Source organism: Runella defluvii, assembly GCF_014195535.1.
GTDB lineage: Bacteria > Bacteroidota > Bacteroidia > Cytophagales > Spirosomataceae > Runella > Runella defluvii.
Genome location: NZ_JACIBY010000010.1, coordinates 138,077 through 160,749, shown reverse-complemented (window position 1 = coordinate 160,749; position 22,673 = coordinate 138,077). Strand labels below are relative to the sequence as shown.

Below are 22,673 nucleotides of genomic sequence, written 5' to 3'. Positions count from 1 at the left end.
ATATACCATGCAAGAAGATAAACACATCGAAATCGAACAACAAATCAACGTCGAAATCTCAGAAGAAATGGCCGAAGGCGTTTATTCTAATTTGGCTATGATTGCCCATTCCAACAGCGAATTTATCTTAGATTTCATCCGTCTCATGCCTAACGTTCCCAAAGCGAAAGTGAAAGCAAGAGTTATTCTTACCCCCGAGCACGCCAAACGTTTGTTGGCCGCTTTAAAAGACAACATCCGTAAATTTGAAGATGCCCACGGCGACATTCGCCAATCTAGCGAAGAAGAGTTTCCCTTTATGAATTTTGGCGGCCCTATGGGCGAAGCCTAAATGGAGTGTCGAGGGTAGAGTGCAGAATGTCGAGTGAGTTTTATTCGACATTCTGCACTCTACCCTCGACATTCTGAATTCTTTACTCTGCATTCTCCCCTCGACATTCTCCATGATTAGTTATAATCCCAAAGATTGGTGGAAGCTTATTTTTGCGTTCCACAAAAGCGACACTTTTCGTTCTTTATTGCCTGGAATTCTGGGCGTTGCAGCTTACACAGTGGTAGTCGCCTACATCGAAAACGATATTTTTCACGCCTCTTTCAAAAACACGACGGTCGTTCACTCGTTGGTAGGTTTTGTGCTTTCGATGTTGTTGGTTTTTCGTACCAATACCGCCTACGACCGCTGGTGGGAAGGCCGTCGGCTTTGGGGAAGTTTTGTGAATAATTCGCGCAACTTAGCGCTTAAACTCAACGCGTTTTTACCCCATCATCCCGAAATCCGAAAGACGTTCAAAGTACTCATTACCAACTACATTCTTGCCGCAAAAGAACACTTGCGTTCGGGAGTGCATGTGAAGCACCTAGAGAATATAGGGGAATACGACAGCCAGTTTTACAGCAAAAAAAAGCACGTTCCCAACCAAATTATGGGGGCGATTTATGACGAAGTCAATACCCTTTACCAACACAAACAGCTTACGGGCGACCAGCTTTTCCTCATCAATGAAGAACTCCGCTCTTTTACCGACAACATCGGTGGCTGTGAGCGTATCAAGCGCACGCCCATTCCGTTTGCCTACAGTTTGTTTTTGAAAAAAGTCATTTTCTTGTACGTATTTACGATGCCCATTGGGTTTGTGGTAGAGTTTAAGTATTGGGCAGCCCCCATTGTAGCCATCGTTTTCTACATCTTCGCCAGCATCGAAGTATTGGCCGAAGAAATTGAAGATCCTTTCGGAACCGACGCCAACGACCTCCCTACGGATACCATTTACGAGACCATCAAAGCCAACCTCGACGAGATTCTATAAGCATACTTTTCAAGGTTTTTGAGGCAGAATATTTCGCAAACGTGCAGGGATTTGTACCTTTGCAAAACTTTTTTTGTGCTCCTGACCATGTCACAACTTTCCGTAAGGCACCTACTCGGCATCAAAAACCTCACCGAATCAGATATTTACACGATTTTAGATACGGCTACTCAGTTCAAAGACGTCATCAATCGGCCCATCAAAAAAGTCCCTTCTTTACGCGATGTGACGATTGCCAACGTTTTTTTTGAAAACTCTACCCGTACTCGTTTATCGTTTGAATTGGCCGAAAAACGACTTTCTGCCGACGTAGTTAATTTTTCTGCTTCGGGAAGTTCGGTCAAAAAAGGAGAAACCTTGCTCGATACCGTCAACAACATTTTGGCCATGAAAGTCGATATGATTGTGATGCGGCACAGTAGCCCAGGCGCTCCGCATTTCTTGTCTGAACGGATTCCTGCCAATGTCGTAAACGCAGGCGACGGCACCCACGAGCACCCTACCCAAGCGCTGTTAGACGCGTTTTCCATTCGTGAACAAATTGGCGATTTGGCGGGAAAAAAGATTGCCATCATTGGCGATATTCTTCACTCTCGGGTTGCGCTTTCTAATATCTTTTGCCTCAAAAAACTAGGCGCTGAGGTCCGCGTGTGTGGGCCCACTACACTTATCCCAAAATACATTTCTTCGTTGGGTGTGCAAGTAAGCCACAACGTAAAAGAAACGCTCCAATGGTGCGATGTCGCCAACGTGCTTCGTATTCAGCTGGAACGCTTGCAAGTAAAGTATTTCCCAAGCCTTCGTGAGTATTCGTTGTATTTTGGCATCAACCGTCAAATGCTCGACGAACTCGACCGCGACATTGTCTTGATGCACCCTGGGCCTATCAACCGTGGGGTTGAGCTTACGTCGGATGCCGCCGACTCGCGTCAAAGTATCATCTTAAACCAAGTAGAAAACGGAGTAGCTGTGCGCATGGCGGTGCTTTATCTATTGGCTCAACAGTAGTTGGGAGCTAATAGATAACCTATCATGAAAATACTACCAAAAAGTCGTGCGTTTACTACGCATACGGCTAAGGCTGTGGCCTTTTGCTTCTTGCTCTTTTTTGCATTTGGTTCAACTTTTGCCCAAACACGAACGTACTGCAACCCGATTAATCTGGATTATGGCTTTACTCCCATTCCCAATTTTTCGGAAGCAGGACGACATCGTGCCACCGCCGACCCCGTCATTGTCAATTTCAAAGGCACCTATTTTCTTTTTTCTACCAACCAATGGGGCTATTGGTGGAGCAAAGATTTGTCAACGTGGAATTTTGTAAGTCGTAAGTTTCTCCTTCCGCACAACAAAGTCTATGACGAACTATGCGCCCCCGCCGTTTGGGCCATGGACGATACGCTCTACGTTATTGGTTCTACGCATACCAAAGAGTTTGCAATTTGGAAAAGTACCAACCCCACGGTTGATGACTGGGAAATTGCCGTTTCGGCTTTTGAAGGGGCAGCTTGGGATCCTGCCTTTTTGTACGACGACGACAAACGTCTTTACCTTTACTACGGTTCTAGCAATTTTTACCCCTTGTACGGTTGGGAAATCAACCCCAAAACGCTCCAACCCATCGGCGAGCGCAAAGAACTCGTTCGCCTCCACGACGACCAACACGGCTGGGAACGTTTTGGCGATTATAACGACAATATTTTCTTAAAACCGTTTATCGAAGGTGCGTGGGTGGACAAACACAACGGAAAATACTATTTCCAATACGGCGCCCCTGGAACAGAGTTTAACGGATACGCCGACGGGGTTTATGTATCAGATAGCCCATTGGGGCCATTTACCTACCAAAAACACAACCCGTTTTGTTATAAACCTGGCGGATTTGTGCGCGGGGCAGGTCACGGCGGAAGTTTCAAAGATACGTTTGGCAATTGGTGGCACATCACGACGGGTGTTGTGGCCGTCAAAAACAACTTCGAACGCCGTTTGGTACTCTTTCCCACGGGTTTTGACAACGACGGCATTATGTATTCTAACACCACGTTTGGCGACTATCCCCATACGTTACCCACGGGCAAAGCTGACCACCTTACAAGTCGTTTTACGGGCTGGATGTTGTTAAATTACAACAAGCCTGTACAGGTTTCCTCATCATTGAGTGGTTTTACGCCCAACTTCGCCGTGGACGAAGACATCAAAACCTACTGGAGTGCTACTTCGGCCAACGCAGGCGAGTGGCTACAAAGCGACTTGGGCGAGGTATCGACGGTCAATGCCATTCAAATCAACTATGCTGACCAAGACGTGGATTCGATGTATTTGGGGAAATTTACCAATATCTACCACCAGTACCGTCTCTGGCATTCGCTAGACGGTAAAAAATGGCAGTTGTTGGTGGACAAAAGCAAAAACAAGACCGACGTCCCCCACGATTACATTGAGCTGAACAAACCCGTTGAAACGCGTTTTATTAAACTAGAAAATCTTCACATGGCTACGGGTAAGTTTGCCATCAGTGGGCTGCGGGTATTTGGAAAAGGAAAGGGGAAAGTGGCTAACGCCGTTAAAGGCTTTGTGGTACTCCGACAAGAAGACGACAAGCGGAATGCGTGGCTCAAATGGTACCCCGAAAGCGGCGCGCAGGGCTACAATATCCATTATGGTATCGCCCCCGACAAGTTGTATAGCAGCGTGATGGTGTACAACAAAAATGAATACTACCTCAAAGCCCTCGATAAAAATACGACTTATTACCTTTCCATTGAGCCTTTCAACGAAAATGGCATTGGGCAACGGACAGCGGTCATGAAAGTGGAGTAAAACCTTCCCGAAAATTTGAAACTTTCGGGAGGGTGAATGATTATGATATATAACAAAAACGAGTACTACCTCAAAGCCCTCGATAAAAATAGGGAAACGCACAGCGGTGATGAAGGTGGAGTGACGAGGGGTAAATCGACCTTTTGCTAAAAATCAGTTTCGTAGTTATCTTTGATAAAAAAAATGACCGATGAACTTAGACATATCCTTGAAGGAACTGGCGGAATTACAGAAACAGATCTTATCCAAACAACCCTCTTTTACCTTAGAAAAGGCCAAACAGCAAGTGGAAAGATTGAAAAATCAAAATTCGTCAATAAAGAAGACGAGGTAAAACACCTCACTACCTTTGCCTCTCGCTATCATCTTTGGTACACTGCAATACCTCAAAATGCCTATATTGGAGAAGGTGCCGAACAAAAAGTCTATCTGAATGAAGATGGAAAGAATGTTATCAAAATCAACGATACCATTTTCTATTTAAGCTGGGAAGACTATTTTGTCAGCTTACTGATCCACAATTATTTGTTCCCTAACACCGCTTACCAATTATTGGGTTTTTATCAGCAAGAGAACATCTTCTATGCTGTTGTTAAGCAGCCATTTATTGAATCTACAGAGCCTACTGACCTCTCTGCACTTAGGTTATTTTTGGAAAATAATGGATTTAAGCACAAGAAAAATAATGATTTTTTTCATCCAGAGTTAGGCATTATTCTTGAAGACCTTCACGACGAAAATGTATTAACTAATCAGGGGCTTTTCTTTTTTATTGACAGTGCTATTTATTTGATTACCCATTAGAAGAAAGCACTATTGAAAAATACGCCCCATAGCCAATCAATACGAAGAAGTTATCTCAACCTTCCCGAAAGTTTAAAACTTTCGGGAAGGTGAAAAAAGGATTAGGCAGAGTTACGCGCGGCGTTGATGATACCAAACATCGCCCGAATGACAAGTTTGTTATACACATCCACGTCGGCGGCAGAGAGTTCTCCGCTTTGTAGTTTTTGAAGCGCGTACTGCTGAATCGTCATCAACGGCAAGACAATTCGCTCCCGAATCTTGATGGATTCTTTGGTAACGGGATTTTGGTTAAGCAGGTCTTTCTCCCCCGAAAACTCCAACATCAACGCAATACTACGCTCGTATTCCTCAAACATCATGTTCCAAATCGTTGCGAACTCTGGATTGTCTTGGAGGTATTTGGTAGCTGGATAGTACGCCTTCATCAGCGACTGCATTGAGTTTTCGACCAACGTACGAACAAACAACGAACGCTTGTAGAGCTTCTTCAAAGCATCCATTTTCCCTTCGTTTTTCAACGTTTCCAAGCCCGACCCAAACCCGTAAAAACCAGGTACATTTTGTTTCATTTGGGCCCAAGAACCTACAAACGGAATGGCACGAAGGTCTTCAAACTTGAGTCCACCGCCGCTTCCACGCTTGTCGGGGCGGCTACCAATTTTGGTTTGTCCGTAAAAACGCAAAGGCGTAATTTTCTCCAAATACGGCACAAACGTCGGGTGGTTTTTGAGTCCCAAATACGCATGATATGCCGCATCGGCCAACTCCTCCATCAATGCCTTATCGGCTTCAGAAAGTTGGTCTTTGGTGTTTTTGGACATAAAAAGATTGTTTTCCAATCCTGCCGTAAACAATCTTTCTAGGTTATAAATGGCCGTTGGTACAGTACCATAGTTGGAGCTAATGGTTTGTCCCTGAACCGTCAACTGAATTTCTTTGTCTTCAATATCTTTCCCCAACGACGCATAAAACGCGTGGTTGTTGCCACCCCCACGACCTGGAGGCCCTCCACGACCATCGAAGAAGGTCACTTTGACATCGTACTCGCGCGAAATCTTTGTGAGTTGTTCTTTGGCCGAGAAAATTGACCAGTTTGCCCGCAAATATCCTCCATCTTTGGTTCCATCGGAGAAACCCACCATGATGGTTTGTTGATTGCCTCTCTTGGCTAAATGCGCACGGTAATACGGATTTTCGTACAACATTTTCATTACCTCCGACGCATTCGCAAGGTCATCTACGGTTTCAAAAAGCGGGACAATATCAACGTGCAAATCATCCGTTTTCCACACATTTTTAAACAGTGCCAATACTTCCACCACATTCAGCGCACTCGCACAGTTGCTGATGACGTAGCGGTGAGCCCCTTCTATTCCATTTCGTTTCTGAATTTCACGAATGGCTAACATCGACCCGTAAATATCTTGCGTAATCGGGTCTTTGAAATCGCTTTCTGCCAATTCTACCTGCAACGACAACAAGAAATCTATTTTTCGTTTTTCATCCCAACTTTCATAATCAGAGAATGAGAAAACAGGAACTTGTTTTTCAATTTTCGTAAGAATCTCCTGCCACGCCAACGAGTGTTTAGGACTTACTTGACGAATATCCAAACTAGCAAAGAAGAAACCAAATAGCTTGACTTTCAGCACTGTTTCATCCAATAACTCCACAAAGAGCGAGTCATGGTCGCGAACCAATACCTCTCGGGCTTGGCTCAAGTCCGCCAATAGTTCTTCGGCTTTGGTGTAGTGCTCTTGATCAGGGTAATAAATCGCGTTGTTGGTCTTACGCTCTGCCGTTGAGATAAACTCCTCTACGCCATTAAACGTCAATCGGCGCTTGAGGTATTTAATATCACGCCAATAGCACTTGAGCAATATTTGGCGCAAGCGGTCAGCCACCTCCAATGTCACGTCTGAAGTAACAAACGGGTTTCCGTCGCGGTCGCCTCCAGGCCAAAAGCCCAAGCGGAACAAACCCGTGTGTGTCCATTCGTGCATCGGTACTTCAAGGCCATTGAGCAGGCGCTGCACAAGCATCGGAATGGCTTTGTAAAATACGTTCTCCAAAAACCAACACAACGTCATGGCTTCATCCAGCGGCGTCGGCTTGTTTTTGTTGATAAAACCCGTTTTTCCCAACTGCAACAGAAGATGGTTTACTTCCACAAAGTCATTGTCTTTGATGGATTCTTCCAAATCAGTAATGATACCGAGTACTTTGCCTGGGTAAAACTGCGTAGGGTGCGCTGTCAACACGATGCGTACGCAAAAATCTTCCAACTTACGAAGGAGTTTTTGGCGCAAATCGTCGCTATCGACGCGATTGAGCAGCTGCGTAATCGACCCTTGCCCATTGCTGTCATGTGTGTGGTCAAAACCCGCATCTTCTACGGAATCAAACAATACAACCTGCCGTTCGATGAACTTGATTAAGTTAAATAGCAAGTCGCGACGTTCATCTTCGGTCGCATTTTCGGTGTATTCCTCAAAAAACGACTCGATGATTTGCAAAGGGCTTTTGCCCGCATTAAACCCTTCCTCACTCGCCTGAACAAGCAACGGAAGAAGCGTACCCGTACGGTAGATGTCCTGAAACGGTAAGCTCAGAAACAGGCTGTTGAAAATGTTATATTTCGTTACAACAGCGTCTTGATAAACGTTAGGCATGTGGGTTGTTAATGTTAGGTGGGTATTAGACAGCGAATAAAAGCATAAAATTGTACATTTTCAAGAAAAAAGGCCAATTCTTATCAATTTTAATAATTAAAGTAGGGGTTTTATTGAAAATTTCTTAATTTAACCCTAACAATCATACGTTATGTTCAATTCTCAAACACAAAGAAGAAACCATTGTATGTTTAAACGTATCCATTTTTACTCGTTTGAAATCACTACTTTTTCTCTCGTTTGGGGTTGGCTTAGTTGGAACCGTTTCCTATGCGCAAGAATTTCGCCGCCGCGAAATTGACCCCACTTCATTTGTTCAGAACCTGCTGCCCATCACGGCAGAAGACCTCAATTATGGCACGGTCTATGAGAATCTGATTCAGCTCTACACTGCTCCGCTCGACCTCAACACCTGCACGCGCGAAGAACTAGCCGCCACGTATCTCCTCAATGAACGTCAGCTCAATCGCTTCTTTGAGTACCGCGCTCAGTTTGGCATTTTCCTCTCTATCTATGAGTTACAGGCTATTCCTGAGTTTGAGCTAGCACTCATTTACCGATTGCTCCCCTTCGTCACTGTTGCCCCTCAAAACCGAAAATTATGGAATGGATTGACCAATCCTAGTGACCATTATTTTTTGGTAAGAACAGAGCAACTTTTGGAACAAAAACGCGGAGCTACGGCCGACGCACCCCAGTCACGCGATGGGACATTGCAGAAATTTGCGGGTAGTCCGCTGCAATGGTACGCTCGCTATCGCTACAGCCGAAGCCGCGACTTTAGTTTTGGCATTACGGCCGAAAAAGACGAGGGAGAAGCTTTTTCGTGGAAGCCTTCGGCGCACAAGTACGGCCCTGATTTTTTATCATTTCACGCCCAAGTACAGCACCGTGGTCGCCTCAAAAACCTCATTTTGGGCGATTACCAACTCCAAGTAGGACAAGGGTTAATTTATTCGGCGGGTTTTTCGCTGGGGAAAGGCATGGAAACCGTTTATACCATTCGTCGCCCCACGACAGGCATCCGCCCCTACACTTCTGTCACCGAAACGGGCTTTTTTCGCGGCATTGCGGCTACGTATTCTTTGGGCAAGCGTCTCGAACTCACCACGCTACTTTCTCGGGTTCGGCAGAGTGGAACACTCACCGCTCAACAAACCGTCAGCTCGTTCCAAACCGACGGGCTTTTTCGCATTCCCAACGAACTCCAATACCGCGCCAACCTCGTAGAACAAAACGCGGGAGCGCATTTGGTGTATCATCTTGACCGTGGGCAACTAGGTGCTACCTATCTTCGTACTTCTTTTGACTATCCGTTGCAGAAGGCAGAAGCACCACGCAATGAATTTGAATTTCGGGGAAAACATAATCACCTTTTGGGGCTTCATGGCAATTATGTTTGGCGAAACTTTCATTTTTTTGGTGAAACAGCACGCTCCAAAAGCGGTGGAACGGGTACCGTTGTGGGCGTACTCGCCAGCCTCACCAAACGCTGGGATGCTTCCCTCCTTTTTCGGAATTTTGACAGAAACTTCCATAGTTTTTATGCCAATGCTTTTGGTGAAAACAGCCGTACTATCAACGAAGCGGGGCTGTACTTGGGGGCAAAATACAGCGTTCATAAGCGACTAAAATTAGCGACTTACGTTGACCTCTATCGCTTCCCTTGGTATAAATATTTAGTCGATAAACAACCTACCAAAGGTTGGGATTATCTGGTACAGGGCACGTGGACACCTTCCAAAAAATGGACGTTGTACGCCGTTTACCGCCAAGAGCAAAAAGAAAAAAACATCGCGTCTGATTTGTCAAAACAAAAATTTGTAACCCAAACCCTGCGCCGTACCCTCGTGCTGAATGCCGAATATGCTCCCCACCGCAGTTGGTCGTTTCGCAGTCGAATCCAGGGAGGGACGTTTGGTTACCACGGCTTCAAAGCCGACAAAGGATGGTTGGTGCTGCAAGAAGTAACGGCCAAGTGGAACAAATTGGCGGCTACCGCCCGCGTTTCTGCGTATAATACCGATAGCTACGACGCTCGGCAATACGCCGTAGAGCAGGATGTACTATACGCGATTTCGATGCCTGCTTATTACGAACGTGGCTTTCGGCATTTTTTGTTGCTGCGGTATTCGGCAAATGCACACACAGATATTTGGTTGCGGATTTCGCGCACAACCATGCCCGAACGCGAAGCCCTCAGCTCATACGTGGACGAAATCCAAGGTACAAACCGAACAGATATTAAATGCCAAGTACGCTATCGTTTTTAGTGATTTTCAACAAATTTAACTTTGGCATAACTTTTGATAAGTGATGGTTAACGTATCTAAAAGGTATATAACCCTCTGCTTTTCAATTGTTTTTTATGAATCGTTTTTACCGCTTTGGAATTTTAGGGATTTTAATGATTGTATTTTTAGGCTGGATGATTAATTGTACTGGCACAAAAACCGCATCGCATACTCCCTCGTTTATTAACCTCAATACTTCCGAAGTAATTACGTCGGACTGGATTGATGCCAACCAATGGGTGACGACAACGGTATTTGGCTTACCCGCTCGTACTTGCGAGCTAACGTCCAAACAATTAAGCCCGTCGTTGTTAGAAGGGAATCAGTTGTACGTCTATTCTAAAATTGACGAGCAAATACATCCCATGCCTTTTAACATTCGCCAAAACAGCGCCGAATTGCGTTTTGACTATACCATGCCTACGCCCTCTACCCTAAAAATTGTGATGATTGGCTTGAAAGGCAACCTAAAACCCATGGGCGAGCAGCAGTACCGCTATGTGTTAATTCCAAATTCGTTGGTCAAAAAATCCCCGATTAACATGGGCGATTATGAGATGGTCAAAACGGCTTTTCATTTAGAAGACTAATTTCTTTTTCTGATTTTCTTAAAAATGCCTATACTTGCCGACATCGTGCCAAGTATAGGCATTTTTGCGTTTGCCTAACCTCCAATTTACTATGCTTTATTACCTATTTTCGTATTTAGACAAGACCTTCAATTTCCCTGGGGCAGGGGTATTTCAATATATTTCGTTTCGGGCGTTAGGAGCTACCGTCACCTCGCTCCTCATCGCGGCCATTTTTGGACGACGTATCATTGATTTTTTACGTACCAAACAAATTGGCGAAACCATTCGTGACTTGGGACTTCATGGACAGATGGAGAAAAAAGGAACCCCAACCATGGGCGGGTTTATCATCTTGGCTTCTTTGTTAGTTCCCGTGCTTCTTTTTGCCAAACTCTCCAACGTCTATATCGTTTTACTGCTCATCACGGCGGTTTGGACAGGCTTGATTGGGTTCGTTGACGATTACCTCAAAAAATTCAAAAACAACAAAGAAGGACTTCATGGAAAGTTTAAGGTAGTAGGCCAAGTAGGGCTCGGATTGATTGTTGGGATTACGTTGTCGTTTAACCAACACGTTAAAATTCGGATTTATGACAAACCCCTCATTAGCTCGGCCATTGGCGAGGTTCAGCGTTATAATGACCTCATTAACCCTACCGTTACGACGCTTCCTTTCATCAAAAACAATGAGTTTGACTATTCAAACCTTCTTTTTGGACTTCTTCCTGACAGCTATTCTTGGATTATTTATACCATCGTTGCTATTTTCATCATTACGGCTGTGTCCAATGGCTCCAACATTACCGACGGTATCGACGGTCTTGCCGCGGGTACTTCTATTATTATTGGACTTACGCTGGGCGTTTTGGCTTATGTATCGGGAAATGCCAAATTTTCGCAGTATCTCAACGTCATGTACATTCCTAACTCTGGGGAGATGGTAATTTTCGTGGCGGCTTTTGTGGGGGCTTGTATTGGATTTTTATGGTACAATTCCTACCCCGCCCAAGTGTTTATGGGCGATACGGGCAGCTTGATGCTCGGGGGCGTCATCGCCGTTATTTCGTTGGCGATTCGGAAAGAGTTACTGATTCCTATTATGTGCGGAATTTTCTTTGCCGAAAGTCTCTCCGTCATTATGCAAGTGAGTTATTTTAAATATACCAAGAAAAAATTCGGCGAAGGGCGGCGCATTTTCTTGATGTCGCCGCTTCACCACCATTTTCAGAAAAAGGGATACCACGAAGCTAAAATCGTGGCACGTTTCTGGATTGTGGGCATTATTTTGGCCATTGCCACCTTGGTTACGTTGAAACTCCGCTAACCAAACACATCTTTTTTTGCAACGGCGAGCAACTTCTATAAGTCACTCGCCGTTTTTGTTTTACACATCCAAAACAAGTAAAAACACGTAGATAAAAACCGTACAATCCCTCAGAAGGGTACGGGTAAAAATCTGCACTTTTGTAAACTTTTTAAATCAGTGTTTTCCTAACTCCAACAAATCATGAATAAGCTCTCGACACTGCTGCTGTGTGCCGCTCTTTTTGTTACTGGATTTTCACAAACTACCCTTGCTCAAACGCAGCCTACTCCAAGTATGCAAGAGCAATATGATAAACTCCACGGAATCAAGCCTAAAACGCCGACCACTGATAAATCAAAAGAAAAAACGAAAACTACTACCCAAAAACCTGAGAAAACCACCGCTCCCTCTAAACCTCCCAAGCAGGCCAAAACGGTTGAGCCAGCCAAGCCCAAAACTACTAAACCTATCCCTGCACCAGCACCCGCGATGGCAAGCGAAGGTGGATTTGGGGTAAAAATAGGTCTTAGAGGCGGTGTCAATTACAGTTCTATCACTTCAGATGCCATCACAGCCAGCGGAATCACCGTTGACCCTCTGTTGGGCTACCACGGTGGGTTGGTGGTAGAACTTGGTGGAAAAACGTTTTCAGTTCAGCCAGAAATCCTGTACTCTCAAACAGCCTATAAAATCAGCGCCTCGCAAGCAGGAAATTTGCTCGTGGGCGAAAGCCGCCTCAACAGTGTGACCGTCCCGCTTTTGTTCAAAGTATCGCTTGGTAATGGCCCCACGAAGTTTTTTATCAATGCAGGAGGCTTTGGAAGCTATGCCCTCAGTGGCAAGGCGAAAACAACCTTTAGTGGCATTACGACCACCACTGACTTGAAATTTGACTCGGGTGATCAACGTCTCGAATACGGAGCTGTGGGAGGTGCAGGGGTAGCGTTGGGACTTGGAAGGGCACAATTGCTCATTGAAGGACGCTACTATTATGGTCTTGGTAGCGACGGGGATGTGCCTGCTGCGAGTAAAATGTTTACGCGAAACATCCAAGGGTCGGTAGGGCTATTGATTCCGCTTGGGGGGAATTAATCACAAACGAAATGAGCGCGTGAGTATAAATTCACGCGCTCATTTCGTTTCTTGAAAAGTTCCTGAGCGAATAAATGCTTCTAGGGTATTGAGGTGCTGCGTAAACGCCGTGCGGCCATCGTCGGTAGCGGCGTAGGTAGTGTTGGGTTTTCGTCCAATAAATTGTTTTTGAACACTCACATACCCTTGCTCTTCGAGCGCGCGCAGGTGCGTAGCGAGGTTTCCGTCGGTCAGTTGAAGGAGGTCTTTGAGGGCGTTGAAACTCAACGACTCATTGACAATCAACACCGACATGATTCCTAACCTTGCCTTACTCTCAAAAGCTTTATTGAAATGTTCGAGCATTTAGTGTGTCTTTTCTTTAGTTGCAGTAGGGTAATCTGCTAGCGTTTTATGTCGTACTTAAAATACATGTAAGTTCCATAAACAATGTGAAGAACTCCAAATCCTAGCGCCCAGACCAGTAAGTTATACCCCGTCATAAACAGTGAAATCAAGCCTAAAATTACTTCACAAATACCCAGGTATTCGACGTCACGAACGGTGTATTTACTAGCATTGAGCAGGGCTAATCCGTAAAAAATGAGGGTTGCGGGAAAACTCACCCACAAAATACCTCTATAAAACATCGCTAAGCAAAAAATCCCTCCCGTTACGAGCGGAATCATTAAACTAATGACCAAGCGTTTTGATGTACTATTCCAAACACTTTGCCCCGACTTCTTTGCTTTACGGATGGTAAAGAATACCCCAAAAATTAATGCTAAAACCAAGACGATGGTTCCATCGAGGAGCACAAAACGCATCATTTCACCGCGAGTGAGCTCCGAAACGTCGCTCATGCCATCGTAACTCAGCGCATCGGTTTTGAGACGCAAATACGCCACTAACGCCCCCCCGAGTGCAACAATACCAGCGAATATCCCTGACAAACCACTTAAAGACAGGAATTTTGACGAACGCTGCATCAAATCCCGAATCTCGGTCAAGGTTTCTAATGATTGATTGTGAGAATCCATCTGTTTATTTTATGGAATTTACATATTCAAGAACCAACACCACAGCTTACCGCCAAACACAATCGCTCCCACCACTACAGCCACTACCGATGTTATCATTACGCCTGCCGCCGCCAAATCTTTGGCCGCTTTGATTTGTGGATGGTAATCGGGTGAAACCAAATCGCACAACTTTTCAATGGCCGTATTAAACGCTTCTGCTGCCCAAACTGCTCCTACTACTATCGCCACCAGCGCCCACTCGAAGCGCTCTAACCCAAGCACCATTCCTAACAAAACTACTCCAAAAGCCGCAATAAGGTGAAAACGCGCATTGTTTTCGTAACGAAATAGTGCTACAACTCCTTCAAAGGCATAGCTAAAACTACGAATCATTTTGCGAATATCAACCATCGAATTTATTCATTCAAAACGCTTTCTACTAACAAAACGTTTTTTTCGTTTGATGCAAAGATAGGGAGAAGACATCAGAAAACTAACGTCCACTCCCTATCTAAGCACTTTTCGGCTAGGTTTTTAGTCCACTTTTACCTTTCCACCACCCGAATAACTTCTAAAATCGCCCGAGTACATGGCATCAGCACTTACGGGGCCAAGCGTGAATGTGCCTTTGGTAATGACTCGAACCATGTAATAAAACGTTTTGGGTTCGGACGTGGCGGTAGTATAATAACTGATACGGTCGTCGCGAATGTCAAAGTGATCGGGAACAGTAGGTGCCTGAATCCACGGCATATCGCGGGGTTCGGTCAAACGTGGGTTTTCGATTTCAAACGACGCTGGGAGCAAATCCGTCACCACCACATTTTCAACTGGCGAGCCGTCGGTGCTGCTGAGGCTAATCTTTACCACCACCAAGTCGTTTTGTCGGAACGTGCTGATTGGTTGTCCAAAGCGATTGAAGAATTGTTTACGAACGCGCAAACCTGCATCTTCTTCCGTGTAAGTTCCTGTGGCACTGATGCCCTCCGTTTGGGCAAACCAATAGACCGAGCCTTTGCCCGAGGCAGCCCCCACCCCGCGAAGGGGGCTATTTGTTGAAACTATCAACTCTTTTCCATCAAATTGATACCCTTTGCCATTGATAGTCATTTTGGCAGTTGCCGTCGAATTCGCGTTTTTCTTGGCCAATTTACCCAACGCCAAAAACGAGAACGCCGCTTCTTGGGTATTGAGGTACGAACTCGCTGCCATCGCTTCTGATAAGCGTCGGGCAAGTCGAGGAATCTGGAGGTTATTCGGGTCGGTTTCAATGAGGGTATTAACCGTCAAAGCCAAGTTACGAATCGGACTAGCAAAACTTCCGCCTAGCCCTCTAGCTCCTACTGGAGGCACATAATCGGCGGGCAATAACGCTTTATAACTGCGTTCGTCACCGATTTGCTTGTACGCCGCTGCCAATAAATAGCGCGTGTCGAGCGTCAATAACTGTTGATTTTGTTTGTAATAATTCATCGACGCCCGATTGGCTTTTCCACCCAAGGCCAAGGTGTACAACGAATACATCGTCGTGCGACTCGCAATCGTCAACTGCGTATAGCCGCCTGTTTCGTTGTAAACATAATCGTATTCGGTCGCGGCCGTTCCTGCTTTGGTCGTCAGGTAGTCCAACATCCGCCCCAGCGCCGACGCATTCACCTCAAAACCAGCCCGCTGAGCTTCCAACAAAAAGTGTGTTGCGTAGGCCGTGCCCCAGGCCGACTCCTCGGTACTAGCAGGCCAATAACTTACCGCACCGTTGGGCAACTGCATACTTTCTACCTTTTGAATGGCCGCTTGGACGTTGAAAGTCGGGTTAAAATCGCTTTCGCCTGCTTTGAGGAGGTAGGTTTTGGGAGCAATCGTTTTGGCCAACTCCCCAAAATAAAGCTGGGGAAATGCCTTCGAAATCGTTTGCTCAATGCAACCATGTGGATAGCCGAGCAGGTAGTCGAGGGCTTTGGCGTATTGGACCATCGGTGAGCGACTCACTACGATTCGGCTCGTTACGGTTGACGGGATAAAATCATTTCCTCGCAAATCAATGGTAGCAGTGCTACCGCCCGCAATTACTCCCGACTGACTCGCTTTGAGCAACGAAGCGGCAGGGCGCACAGTTAACTCCGTTTTTTCGACAAATTTCTCTTTGCCATTATTCACCGTCACCACCACCGAGCCATTGCCCATCGCCTCGGCCGCTTTGATGGTAAAATACGTTCTGGCTTCTTTTTCGGGGGCAATGCTTAGGCGCTGAGTTACCTGACTAACCGCCGATAACTTCCCGCTGATAGCGATACTTGCCGTGACATTGGCCGCTGTTTTTTCGGTGTTGCTAATATTTACGGGGACAATTACCTCATCGGTTGGGCTCAAGAAGCGCGGCAGAGCCGTACTAATTACAATAGGGTCGGCCACTTTCATATTTTTGTTGTTCGACCCAAACGCATTGTCTTTGTAGGCGACGGCCATAATGCGTAAATCGCCCGAAAACTGCGGGATGTCCACCTCAAACTCGGCTTCTCCGCTCAGTCCTGTTTCAATTTGTCCCGACCAGTACGCCACCAAATTTACTCGCCCGTTGGAAAGGGGATTGATGCGTTTTTCCAAATCGTAGCCGTCTCCCCCGACGCTGCTTGTGGAGGCCAACGATAGTTCGGGAAAAAGGAACGGATATAAGTCGTGGCTATTGACTTCTAAGGCTCGTTTTTGGTAGAAAAACCCGTGAATGTCGGGGGTTTGGAAGTTTTTGATTTGCAAAATTCCTTCGTCCACCACCGCGACCGTTACTTGGGCATTCCGCGCCGTTTTGATTTTTATTTTCTGCTTCGTCTTTGAGCGCGACTTTTCAACCGCCACAATTTCTACGGGAATTTTGGTATCTTCTTCTTCCACTTTCACCGAGGCAAAACCGTGCGCTACTGTCAGCGGTAGATTTGAATTATCCAACGGACGAATCAAAGTAGCAGTAACGTAGGCATTGGGCAAATGCTCATCGCCCAACGAGAAAGTAAATTCGGCCGATTTGTTGTCGGTTTCTAGGTAATGATGCTCCAATACCTGATTGCGCTCCACCGTCACCAATAATTTTCCCGCAAACGGCGTTTTGAACAACACCTTTGCCTTATCCCCGACTTGGTAAGCTGGTTTATCGAACTCCATCAACACCTCCCCTTCGTTGCTTACTTCAAACGACGAAGCCGACGTACCTCCCCAACCGTACGCGTAAAAGTGCGTCACCGAATACCCTGCCACGCCGCTTGCCCGACGAATGCGAACTTCGTATTCGCCCGACACTGTGGGCACGTATCGTACTTCGGATAGGCCATTTTTAAACGAAACTACGTTGGAATACACTACTTTTTCCCGCTTTTTGGACGCGTACCGTAGCTGGTCGTTTTGTTTTTCTACGACGGTTTGATACTCCATCCGCACAATGTCCACGTGGGCCGTCGCGGTTGCTTTGGGGCGACCGTCTTTGTCCACCGCCACCAAACCAATCGGAACAGGGGCGTTGAGCCCGACGTAGCTATCGGGCATTCGTACCCCATAAAACACGTCTTGGGTAAATACGTCAAAGCGCTTGAGGCGATTGACGGGGCGGCCTGTTTCGTCAAAAACCGTTACGTAAATTTTTCCTTCCAACACACCCACATCTTGGTACGTAGCAGGAAGCACAAAGCCCTCTTTGGCCTGCCCGTTGTCGTCGGTTACTCCTTGACGTACGGTGTTTTCGTATTTGCTATTGTTGGGTATATCAAAAATATATTCCTTGTATTTTTCGGCAAAAAAGGCTTTTTTCTTCAACGAAAATTCCATTTCGTAGTTTCGCCCCGAGGCAGGTGGGCCAAACAAATTGAGGGCCGTTGCGTTGAGCTGAATGGTTTGCCCCGTACGGTAATGGTCTTGATTTGCTTTGACGTCCACCTTAATACGGTCGGGCATAAACTCCTCAATGCTCAGTTTTTTGGAGGTCAGCAACACATCATTGGCATTATACACTTCGACACTGTACCCACCCGTGACGGCCGCTTTGTCGAGTGCTACCGAAGTTTCAACGGCTCCTTGGCCGTTGGTAGTGACCCGAAACGTCTTCAATTCTTTTCCATTGGGCAAAATCACTTTGATTTTCAACGGAATTTCACCCACGCTTTTCCAATTTTGTTGACGAACAACGGTATTAAAGTGCACCGTTTCCCCTGGACGATAGATGTCGCGGTCGCCATACACAAACGCCTCAAAACCCGACGCATTATCGCGTTTGCCTTCTACCTCAAAACGGGAGGTTTCGACTTGGGCATCTTCCAACAACAAGTAGTTAAAGTCCTGAACCGTGTTATCCTCCGAACGCGGCGTTTGGGCCACAATCATCGCAATTTTAAAATTCGGCGCTTTTTCCGACAACTTCTCAAATTTCACCACCCCGTCTCTGTCGGTTTTCCCTTTTACGACGGTTTGGTTGTTGGTCGAAACCAAGCTAACTTCCAACTTACCGAGCGGCTCGGCGGTTTTAATCGAGTTGGCAAACACCCACAATTCATCTTTACCTTGTTTGGCAATGAGCCCAATGTCCGACAACGACACCATTTTGATGGCGCGGTTGTACTGTTCATCTTTCGACTGCACCGTCACCACATAAATTCCTCGAAACTCATTGGTCGCGTCGGGAATCCCCAAATTCAACGCTGAAACGCCCTTTACTTTGGGCAAATTATCGGTTTCCACCGTTTTGTCCACTACTACATCGCTGAATACTTGGTTGTAATCTTCGTCGTAGTTGTAATTTCCCGTAGGCCCCCAATTATCCTCACCTCCACCCAAATACCCGTATTCTTCGTAACGGTTGCTGCGGAGGTACTGCAAAATGTTATTTTCGTAAATTTTCGCAATTTTTACCTGTACTTTCGGAACGTTCACAATCTGGATGCCCACATTTCGCGCGCCTTTTGACGAGAGGTAAATGGCTTTTTTGTTGACAAACGAAATACTGGCAGGCATCAGCCCAAAAAACAAATCTTTACTGACGGGTTCTTCCAAACGCGCGCCCAAAACTCCTTGCACTTGGTCGGTGAGGGTGAGCACGTAGGTATCAGTTTCGTTAAAATCACCCCGAATGACGAAGCCATTTTCGGTCAATTCGGCTTTGGTCTGTACGGCAGGCTGAATGGTGTAATAGGTGCTTAAATCCTCGTTTTTCAGTTCTTGCGTCGTAATGACCCGCACCATACCTCGGTTGTTTTCAAAGCCCGTTTTGACGTCTTTCACTTCGAGCGTTGTGGCCGATGGGATGCTACTCGACAAGGCCAAAGGCGCTGTGCTTGTGTAGGTTGTGTTAGGAACTTTTACCCCTTTTTCAACGGCTACTTCGAGCGGTTGTTCATTTTTATCGGCGAGGGCTTCCCCCAAAGCGACCGTCACCACGGGCGCATTTTGCGTAGGAATGACGGAAGGATTTAACTTTTTCTCATCGCTTTTGGCACTGAGTTTTCCGCCAATTTCACCACTGCTGAGGTCATAATTAAAATATAACTTGGTTTTTGCCAAGGGTTTACCCGTTTCGCGCGACTTAGTCCAGTAGGTTTCGGCCTCGGTAAGTTGGAGGTAAGGCGTATGAAACGTCACATCGTCGCCCGATACGTCGTAGCGTTTGTCGATGGTTTTCTTGGCCAACTCCTTACTCAATTCGGCGCGGTATTCGGTCGCAGGTTCAAACCCACTCGCGGGCGAAAACACCAATTCGTTGGGAGCTGTCCACTTAAATTTTCCCGCCACGGCAGGAATAAACTCAATAAATTTGGTCGATTCCCAGCTGTTGAGTTCGGACGTGGGAACGATGTCTTTGTTGAACGTAAAAACCAAGTTTTGAGCGAGGTTGATTTCGTCTTCAAAATTTCGACCTACTACTCGAATTTCGTTGAGTTTTCCACATTGTGAGAGGAAGGTGGTGGAAAAAAGCGTGAGTAGAGCGAGTAACCTCACCCTAAATCCCTCTCCTGCTAGGCGAGGGACTCTGAAGTGCTTCATAAAGGAGCGCATTGGAAAGACGGTTTAGAATTTGGCCAATAAACGATGAAAGTTCGGTAAATTGTGAACAGTACGCAACAAAAAGTACGGCCAATTATTTGACGGCTTCGCGAGGGCCTTTTTTGCTATTTTTTAGGGGGTACAGCACGTGTTTTGAAGTACTCACCACATTTATTTTTATCGCTCCGATGGTTGTATTTGCTTTGGGGCATCATCTTAAACCATACAGCTATGCACATCAATAAATGGCGATTGTTCTGGATTCATTATGGGATTTTATTGCTCTTACTTTTAATATGGCATTTTTTTACAAATAACTACTTCGAAATTTATCATGTTAAAAACGTAACCATTTTTATACCATGGCAAATTATTGCTATAAACCTATTTGCAAAGAAAGATGCCCCATTTATTTGGGCTTTTTTGGCTACCTCTGTATCAACCTACTTTTATTTATCCATTTTTCAGCTCCTGCTTCAAAAGCAGTTTAAACGTTTTGCCATTAAATTTTGCCTCCTTATTGGAGCCCTACTAATACTACAAATTATTCTGTGGGCTTTTTATGATTGGCTTCTCTTCAATTATACCTACGAATATGAAAAAAACCAGGCTTGGATTGAAACCCAAAAGGAAAACGGAAACCTTTTCCGCTCTTTTTCAGCTCTTTTGCTTGATTCGTTTCATATCCTTACCCAAAACAGATTTGTCTATGGCTTGCTTGTTTTAGGAGTAGATGATATTATCTTCTATCTCCTCTACACTGCCTTTTTCACCCTCGTCATGTACGTTTGGCAAAATCGTAAGCGGGAAGAAGCACTGGAAAAGCAGCAACGCGAAGTAGAAATTCAATCGTTGAAAGCGCAGTTAAACCCTCACTTTCTGTTCAACTCGCTCAATACCATTTACAGTTCGGCCCTCACCGAAAAAGACACGCCCACGGCGCAGTTGGTACAACAATTATCGGGGATTTTACGGCACAGCGTAGAAGAAATTCGTCACGAAAAAACATCGTTGGAAAAGGAACTGGCATTTATTGAAAAGTACCTCGCCCTCCAACGTGCCCGCTTGCCGCAACACCCCCACGTATCCATCAATACGTCAATCCATTGGGACCAAGAACCCGCCGATATTGCACCGTTGTTGTTGATTCCCTTCATTGAAAATGCGTTCCAATACGGCATCAGTTTGGACGCGCCTAGCTTTGTCACTATTCGCTTAACGATTGAAGACAAAAAACTCCACCTGCGCGTTGAAAATAGCCTTCTAACGGTACAAGATCCCCAAAAAGGGGCAGGAACGGGCCTAGCAAACGCCCAAAAGAGGCTGGAGTTGCTGTATCCCCACCAATATACCTTGGCGTTTGGCCCCGAAAAAAGTACTTTTCTCGTAGATTTGACGCTTCAATTGTAAACCATGAACGTTTCCTGCATCGCCATCGACGACGAACCTGCGGCTTTGGCCGTTATCGAAGAATATACCCACCTTGTGCCATTTTTGGACCTAAAACAAACCTTTGTGAGTCCCAAAGAAGCCCTAGCTTTTTTGAAAAAAGAACGCGTCGATTGCGTGTTTTTGGACATCAAAATGCCCGATTTACTTGGCACCGATTTCGCACGGATTCTTCAGGGACAAACGCAGGTTATTTTTACCACCGCCTACCCCGAATTTGCCGTGCAAGGGTTTGACGTTCAGGCATTGGATTATTTGCTGAAACCGATTGAGTTCCCCCGTTTTTTACAAGCCGCCAATCGCGTCTATGCCCAGCAAAGCCAACGGGTGGAAGGGCAGGGTTACATTTTTGTGAAAGAGGGCTACGATTGGGTGCGCGTGTCGCTGGGTGAAATTCAGTACATTCAATCAGACACCAACCTGTTGTTTATCTACGAACGCAGCCGTCGCGTCATTACACGCATGACTGTCACCGAACTGCTTCGCATTTTACCTCCTGAGCGTTTTTTACGCGTTCATAAGTCGTATATCGTCGCCATTGAGGCAATCCTCAAAATTGAACGACATCAATTGGTATTGACCAAAACCACCATTCCCATTGGTGAATCGTACCGTGAAAGCGTGGAAAGAGTGTTGTTGGGATAAAAAACAAAAAAGTTTAAATTTGTAGAAAAAGCATAAAATGGCGACCGAACAGTTACTGTTAGAAGAATTCAACAAATTACCTACCCCGTTACAGCAGGAGGTTTTGGACTTTATTGGTTATTTATCTTCAAAATACCATTCAAAGCGTTCTGCGCCAAAACGCAAAGCGGGAAGTATGAAAGGATTGGTCACGTATATGTCTAATGACTTCAATGCTCCTTTAGAAGATTTTAAAGATTATATGTAGTTCCAATGATGTATTTACTAGATACGCATACCATGTTATGGTATTTAGAAGATAACCCCCAATTATCATCTAAAGTAAAAAAACTGATTGAGAATGAGACCTGTTTCGTTCACATAATTTCTTTTTGGGAAATCGCAATCAAAATTTCTATTGGGAAACTATCTCTTTCATATGATCTTGATCAATTGATTTCACAAGTACAAAAAGAAGCCATTACCATTTTACCAATTTCCGAAAATGCAATAAAAACAGTAAAAGAACTGCCTCTCTACCACCGCGACCCTTTCGATAGGCTACTCATTGCCGAAGCTCTTTCTAATAATTATGTTTTTCTAAGTGTAGATAATCAAATAGACCCTTATCCCATTAAAAGAGCTTGGTAAAAAACAAAAGCCGCTCGTTTAGTTGAGCGGCTCAAAATTCTGCAATTAATGTGATGCACT

At 45.5% G+C, this 22,673-nt stretch carries 18 protein-coding genes; 13 read left to right on the top strand and 5 right to left on the bottom strand.

Annotated features, from left to right (window positions below):
* Window positions 1-7 precede the first annotated feature (7 nt).
* The 5 genes from FHS57_RS21300 (at window position 8) to FHS57_RS21280 (ending at window position 4,931) form a co-directional block, all read left to right on the top strand.
* Window positions 8-331: a DUF3467 domain-containing protein gene (locus FHS57_RS21300; protein WP_183977235.1), complete on the top strand. Its 324-nt coding sequence runs from the start codon at window positions 8-10 to the stop codon at window positions 329-331.
* Between the two features lie 112 nt (window positions 332-443).
* The gene (locus FHS57_RS21295; protein WP_183977233.1) at window positions 444-1,307 is read left to right on the top strand and encodes a bestrophin family protein; all 864 of its coding nucleotides are present in this window, start codon (window positions 444-446) and stop codon (window positions 1,305-1,307) included.
* Between the two features lie 87 nt (window positions 1,308-1,394).
* Window positions 1,395-2,315: an aspartate carbamoyltransferase catalytic subunit gene (locus tag FHS57_RS21290; protein WP_028523540.1), complete on the top strand. Its 921-nt coding sequence runs from the start codon at window positions 1,395-1,397 to the stop codon at window positions 2,313-2,315.
* Window positions 2,316-2,339: 24 nt separating this feature from the next.
* A complete protein-coding gene (locus tag FHS57_RS21285) occupies window positions 2,340-4,127 on the top strand; it encodes a family 43 glycosylhydrolase (RefSeq protein ID WP_183977231.1) in 1,788 nt (595 codons plus the stop codon).
* A gap of 183 nt (window positions 4,128-4,310) precedes the next feature.
* Window positions 4,311-4,931 (top strand): putative polyvalent protein kinase domain-containing protein, encoded by a 621-nt coding sequence (locus tag FHS57_RS21280; protein ID WP_183977229.1) that lies wholly within the window; start codon window positions 4,311-4,313, stop codon window positions 4,929-4,931.
* Window positions 4,932-5,032: 101 nt separating this feature from the next.
* Here FHS57_RS21280 and FHS57_RS21275 read toward each other — a convergent pair whose 3' ends face one another.
* On the bottom strand, window positions 5,033-7,606 hold the full coding sequence (locus FHS57_RS21275) for a phosphoenolpyruvate carboxylase (protein WP_183977227.1): 2,574 nt from the start codon (window positions 7,604-7,606) through the stop codon (window positions 5,033-5,035).
* Window positions 7,607-7,821: 215 nt separating this feature from the next.
* On the opposite strand from FHS57_RS21275, the gene FHS57_RS21270 reads away from it, so the two are divergent.
* The 4 genes from FHS57_RS21270 to FHS57_RS21255 all read left to right on the top strand — a co-directional run bounded on the left by FHS57_RS21270 (window position 7,822) and on the right by FHS57_RS21255 (window position 12,870).
* Complete coding sequence (locus FHS57_RS21270) at window positions 7,822-9,879, top strand: ComEA family DNA-binding protein (RefSeq protein ID WP_221225693.1); 2,058 nt, start codon at window positions 7,822-7,824, stop codon at window positions 9,877-9,879.
* A 95-nt stretch (window positions 9,880-9,974) separates the two neighbouring features.
* The gene (locus FHS57_RS21265; protein ID WP_183977225.1) at window positions 9,975-10,490 is read left to right on the top strand and encodes a hypothetical protein; all 516 of its coding nucleotides are present in this window, start codon (window positions 9,975-9,977) and stop codon (window positions 10,488-10,490) included.
* A 91-nt stretch (window positions 10,491-10,581) separates the two neighbouring features.
* A complete protein-coding gene (mraY, locus tag FHS57_RS21260) occupies window positions 10,582-11,796 on the top strand; it encodes a phospho-N-acetylmuramoyl-pentapeptide-transferase (RefSeq protein WP_183977223.1) in 1,215 nt (404 codons plus the stop codon).
* A gap of 183 nt (window positions 11,797-11,979) precedes the next feature.
* Window positions 11,980-12,870 (top strand): porin family protein, encoded by an 891-nt coding sequence (locus tag FHS57_RS21255; protein ID WP_183977221.1) that lies wholly within the window; start codon window positions 11,980-11,982, stop codon window positions 12,868-12,870.
* A gap of 39 nt (window positions 12,871-12,909) precedes the next feature.
* On the opposite strand, the gene FHS57_RS21250 is transcribed toward FHS57_RS21255, so the two are convergent.
* The 4 genes from FHS57_RS21250 to FHS57_RS21235 form a co-directional block, all read right to left on the bottom strand.
* Window positions 12,910-13,215 carry a winged helix-turn-helix domain-containing protein gene (locus FHS57_RS21250; protein WP_122932904.1) on the bottom strand — a complete coding sequence of 102 codons (306 nt, stop codon included), beginning with the start codon at window positions 13,213-13,215 and terminating at the stop codon, window positions 12,910-12,912.
* A gap of 38 nt (window positions 13,216-13,253) precedes the next feature.
* Window positions 13,254-13,889, bottom strand: coding sequence for a hypothetical protein (locus FHS57_RS21245; RefSeq protein WP_183977220.1), 636 nt, complete (start codon window positions 13,887-13,889; stop codon window positions 13,254-13,256).
* An 18-nt stretch (window positions 13,890-13,907) separates the two neighbouring features.
* Complete coding sequence (locus tag FHS57_RS21240) at window positions 13,908-14,282, bottom strand: diacylglycerol kinase family protein (RefSeq protein WP_183977218.1); 375 nt, start codon at window positions 14,280-14,282, stop codon at window positions 13,908-13,910.
* Window positions 14,283-14,405: 123 nt separating this feature from the next.
* Window positions 14,406-19,889, bottom strand: coding sequence for an alpha-2-macroglobulin family protein (locus tag FHS57_RS21235; protein ID WP_183977398.1), 5,484 nt, complete (start codon window positions 19,887-19,889; stop codon window positions 14,406-14,408).
* A 714-nt stretch (window positions 19,890-20,603) separates the two neighbouring features.
* Between FHS57_RS21235 and FHS57_RS31690 the strand changes: the two genes are divergently transcribed.
* From FHS57_RS31690 to FHS57_RS21215, 4 genes are read left to right on the top strand one after another with little or no spacing between them, the layout of a single operon-like run.
* Window positions 20,604-21,299 (top strand): sensor histidine kinase, encoded by a 696-nt coding sequence (locus tag FHS57_RS31690; protein ID WP_221225692.1) that lies wholly within the window; start codon window positions 20,604-20,606, stop codon window positions 21,297-21,299.
* Window positions 21,300-21,302: 3 nt separating this feature from the next.
* Window positions 21,303-21,983: a LytR/AlgR family response regulator transcription factor gene (locus tag FHS57_RS21225; protein WP_183977214.1), complete on the top strand. Its 681-nt coding sequence runs from the start codon at window positions 21,303-21,305 to the stop codon at window positions 21,981-21,983.
* 37 nt (window positions 21,984-22,020) lie between these two features.
* A complete protein-coding gene (gene vapB / locus FHS57_RS21220; RefSeq protein ID WP_183977212.1) occupies window positions 22,021-22,230 on the top strand; it encodes a type II toxin-antitoxin system VapB family antitoxin in 210 nt (69 codons plus the stop codon).
* A gap of 5 nt (window positions 22,231-22,235) precedes the next feature.
* Window positions 22,236-22,613, top strand: a complete 378-nt coding sequence (locus FHS57_RS21215) for a type II toxin-antitoxin system VapC family toxin (RefSeq protein ID WP_183977210.1) — start codon at window positions 22,236-22,238, stop codon at window positions 22,611-22,613.
* Window positions 22,614-22,673: the final 60 nt, after the last annotated feature.

Coding starts and splice junctions, on each gene's coding strand:
- FHS57_RS21280 (WP_183977229.1), top strand. CDS start 4,311: ATGACCGATGAACTTAGACATATCCTTGAAGGAACTGGCGGAATTACA.
- FHS57_RS21285 (WP_183977231.1), top strand. CDS start 2,340: ATGAAAATACTACCAAAAAGTCGTGCGTTTACTACGCATACGGCTAAG.
- FHS57_RS21250 (WP_122932904.1), bottom strand. CDS start 13,215: ATGCTCGAACATTTCAATAAAGCTTTTGAGAGTAAGGCAAGGTTAGGA.
- FHS57_RS21215 (WP_183977210.1), top strand. CDS start 22,236: ATGATGTATTTACTAGATACGCATACCATGTTATGGTATTTAGAAGAT.
- FHS57_RS21275 (WP_183977227.1), bottom strand. CDS start 7,606: ATGCCTAACGTTTATCAAGACGCTGTTGTAACGAAATATAACATTTTC.
- FHS57_RS21245 (WP_183977220.1), bottom strand. CDS start 13,889: ATGGATTCTCACAATCAATCATTAGAAACCTTGACCGAGATTCGGGAT.
- FHS57_RS21255 (WP_183977221.1), top strand. CDS start 11,980: ATGAATAAGCTCTCGACACTGCTGCTGTGTGCCGCTCTTTTTGTTACT.
- FHS57_RS21295 (WP_183977233.1), top strand. CDS start 444: ATGATTAGTTATAATCCCAAAGATTGGTGGAAGCTTATTTTTGCGTTC.
- FHS57_RS21240 (WP_183977218.1), bottom strand. CDS start 14,282: ATGGTTGATATTCGCAAAATGATTCGTAGTTTTAGCTATGCCTTTGAA.
- FHS57_RS21265 (WP_183977225.1), top strand. CDS start 9,975: ATGAATCGTTTTTACCGCTTTGGAATTTTAGGGATTTTAATGATTGTA.
- FHS57_RS21235 (WP_183977398.1), bottom strand. CDS start 19,889: ATGAAGCACTTCAGAGTCCCTCGCCTAGCAGGAGAGGGATTTAGGGTG.
- FHS57_RS21300 (WP_183977235.1), top strand. CDS start 8: ATGCAAGAAGATAAACACATCGAAATCGAACAACAAATCAACGTCGAA.
- FHS57_RS21290 (WP_028523540.1), top strand. CDS start 1,395: ATGTCACAACTTTCCGTAAGGCACCTACTCGGCATCAAAAACCTCACC.
- mraY (WP_183977223.1), top strand. CDS start 10,582: ATGCTTTATTACCTATTTTCGTATTTAGACAAGACCTTCAATTTCCCT.
- FHS57_RS21225 (WP_183977214.1), top strand. CDS start 21,303: ATGAACGTTTCCTGCATCGCCATCGACGACGAACCTGCGGCTTTGGCC.
- vapB (WP_183977212.1), top strand. CDS start 22,021: ATGGCGACCGAACAGTTACTGTTAGAAGAATTCAACAAATTACCTACC.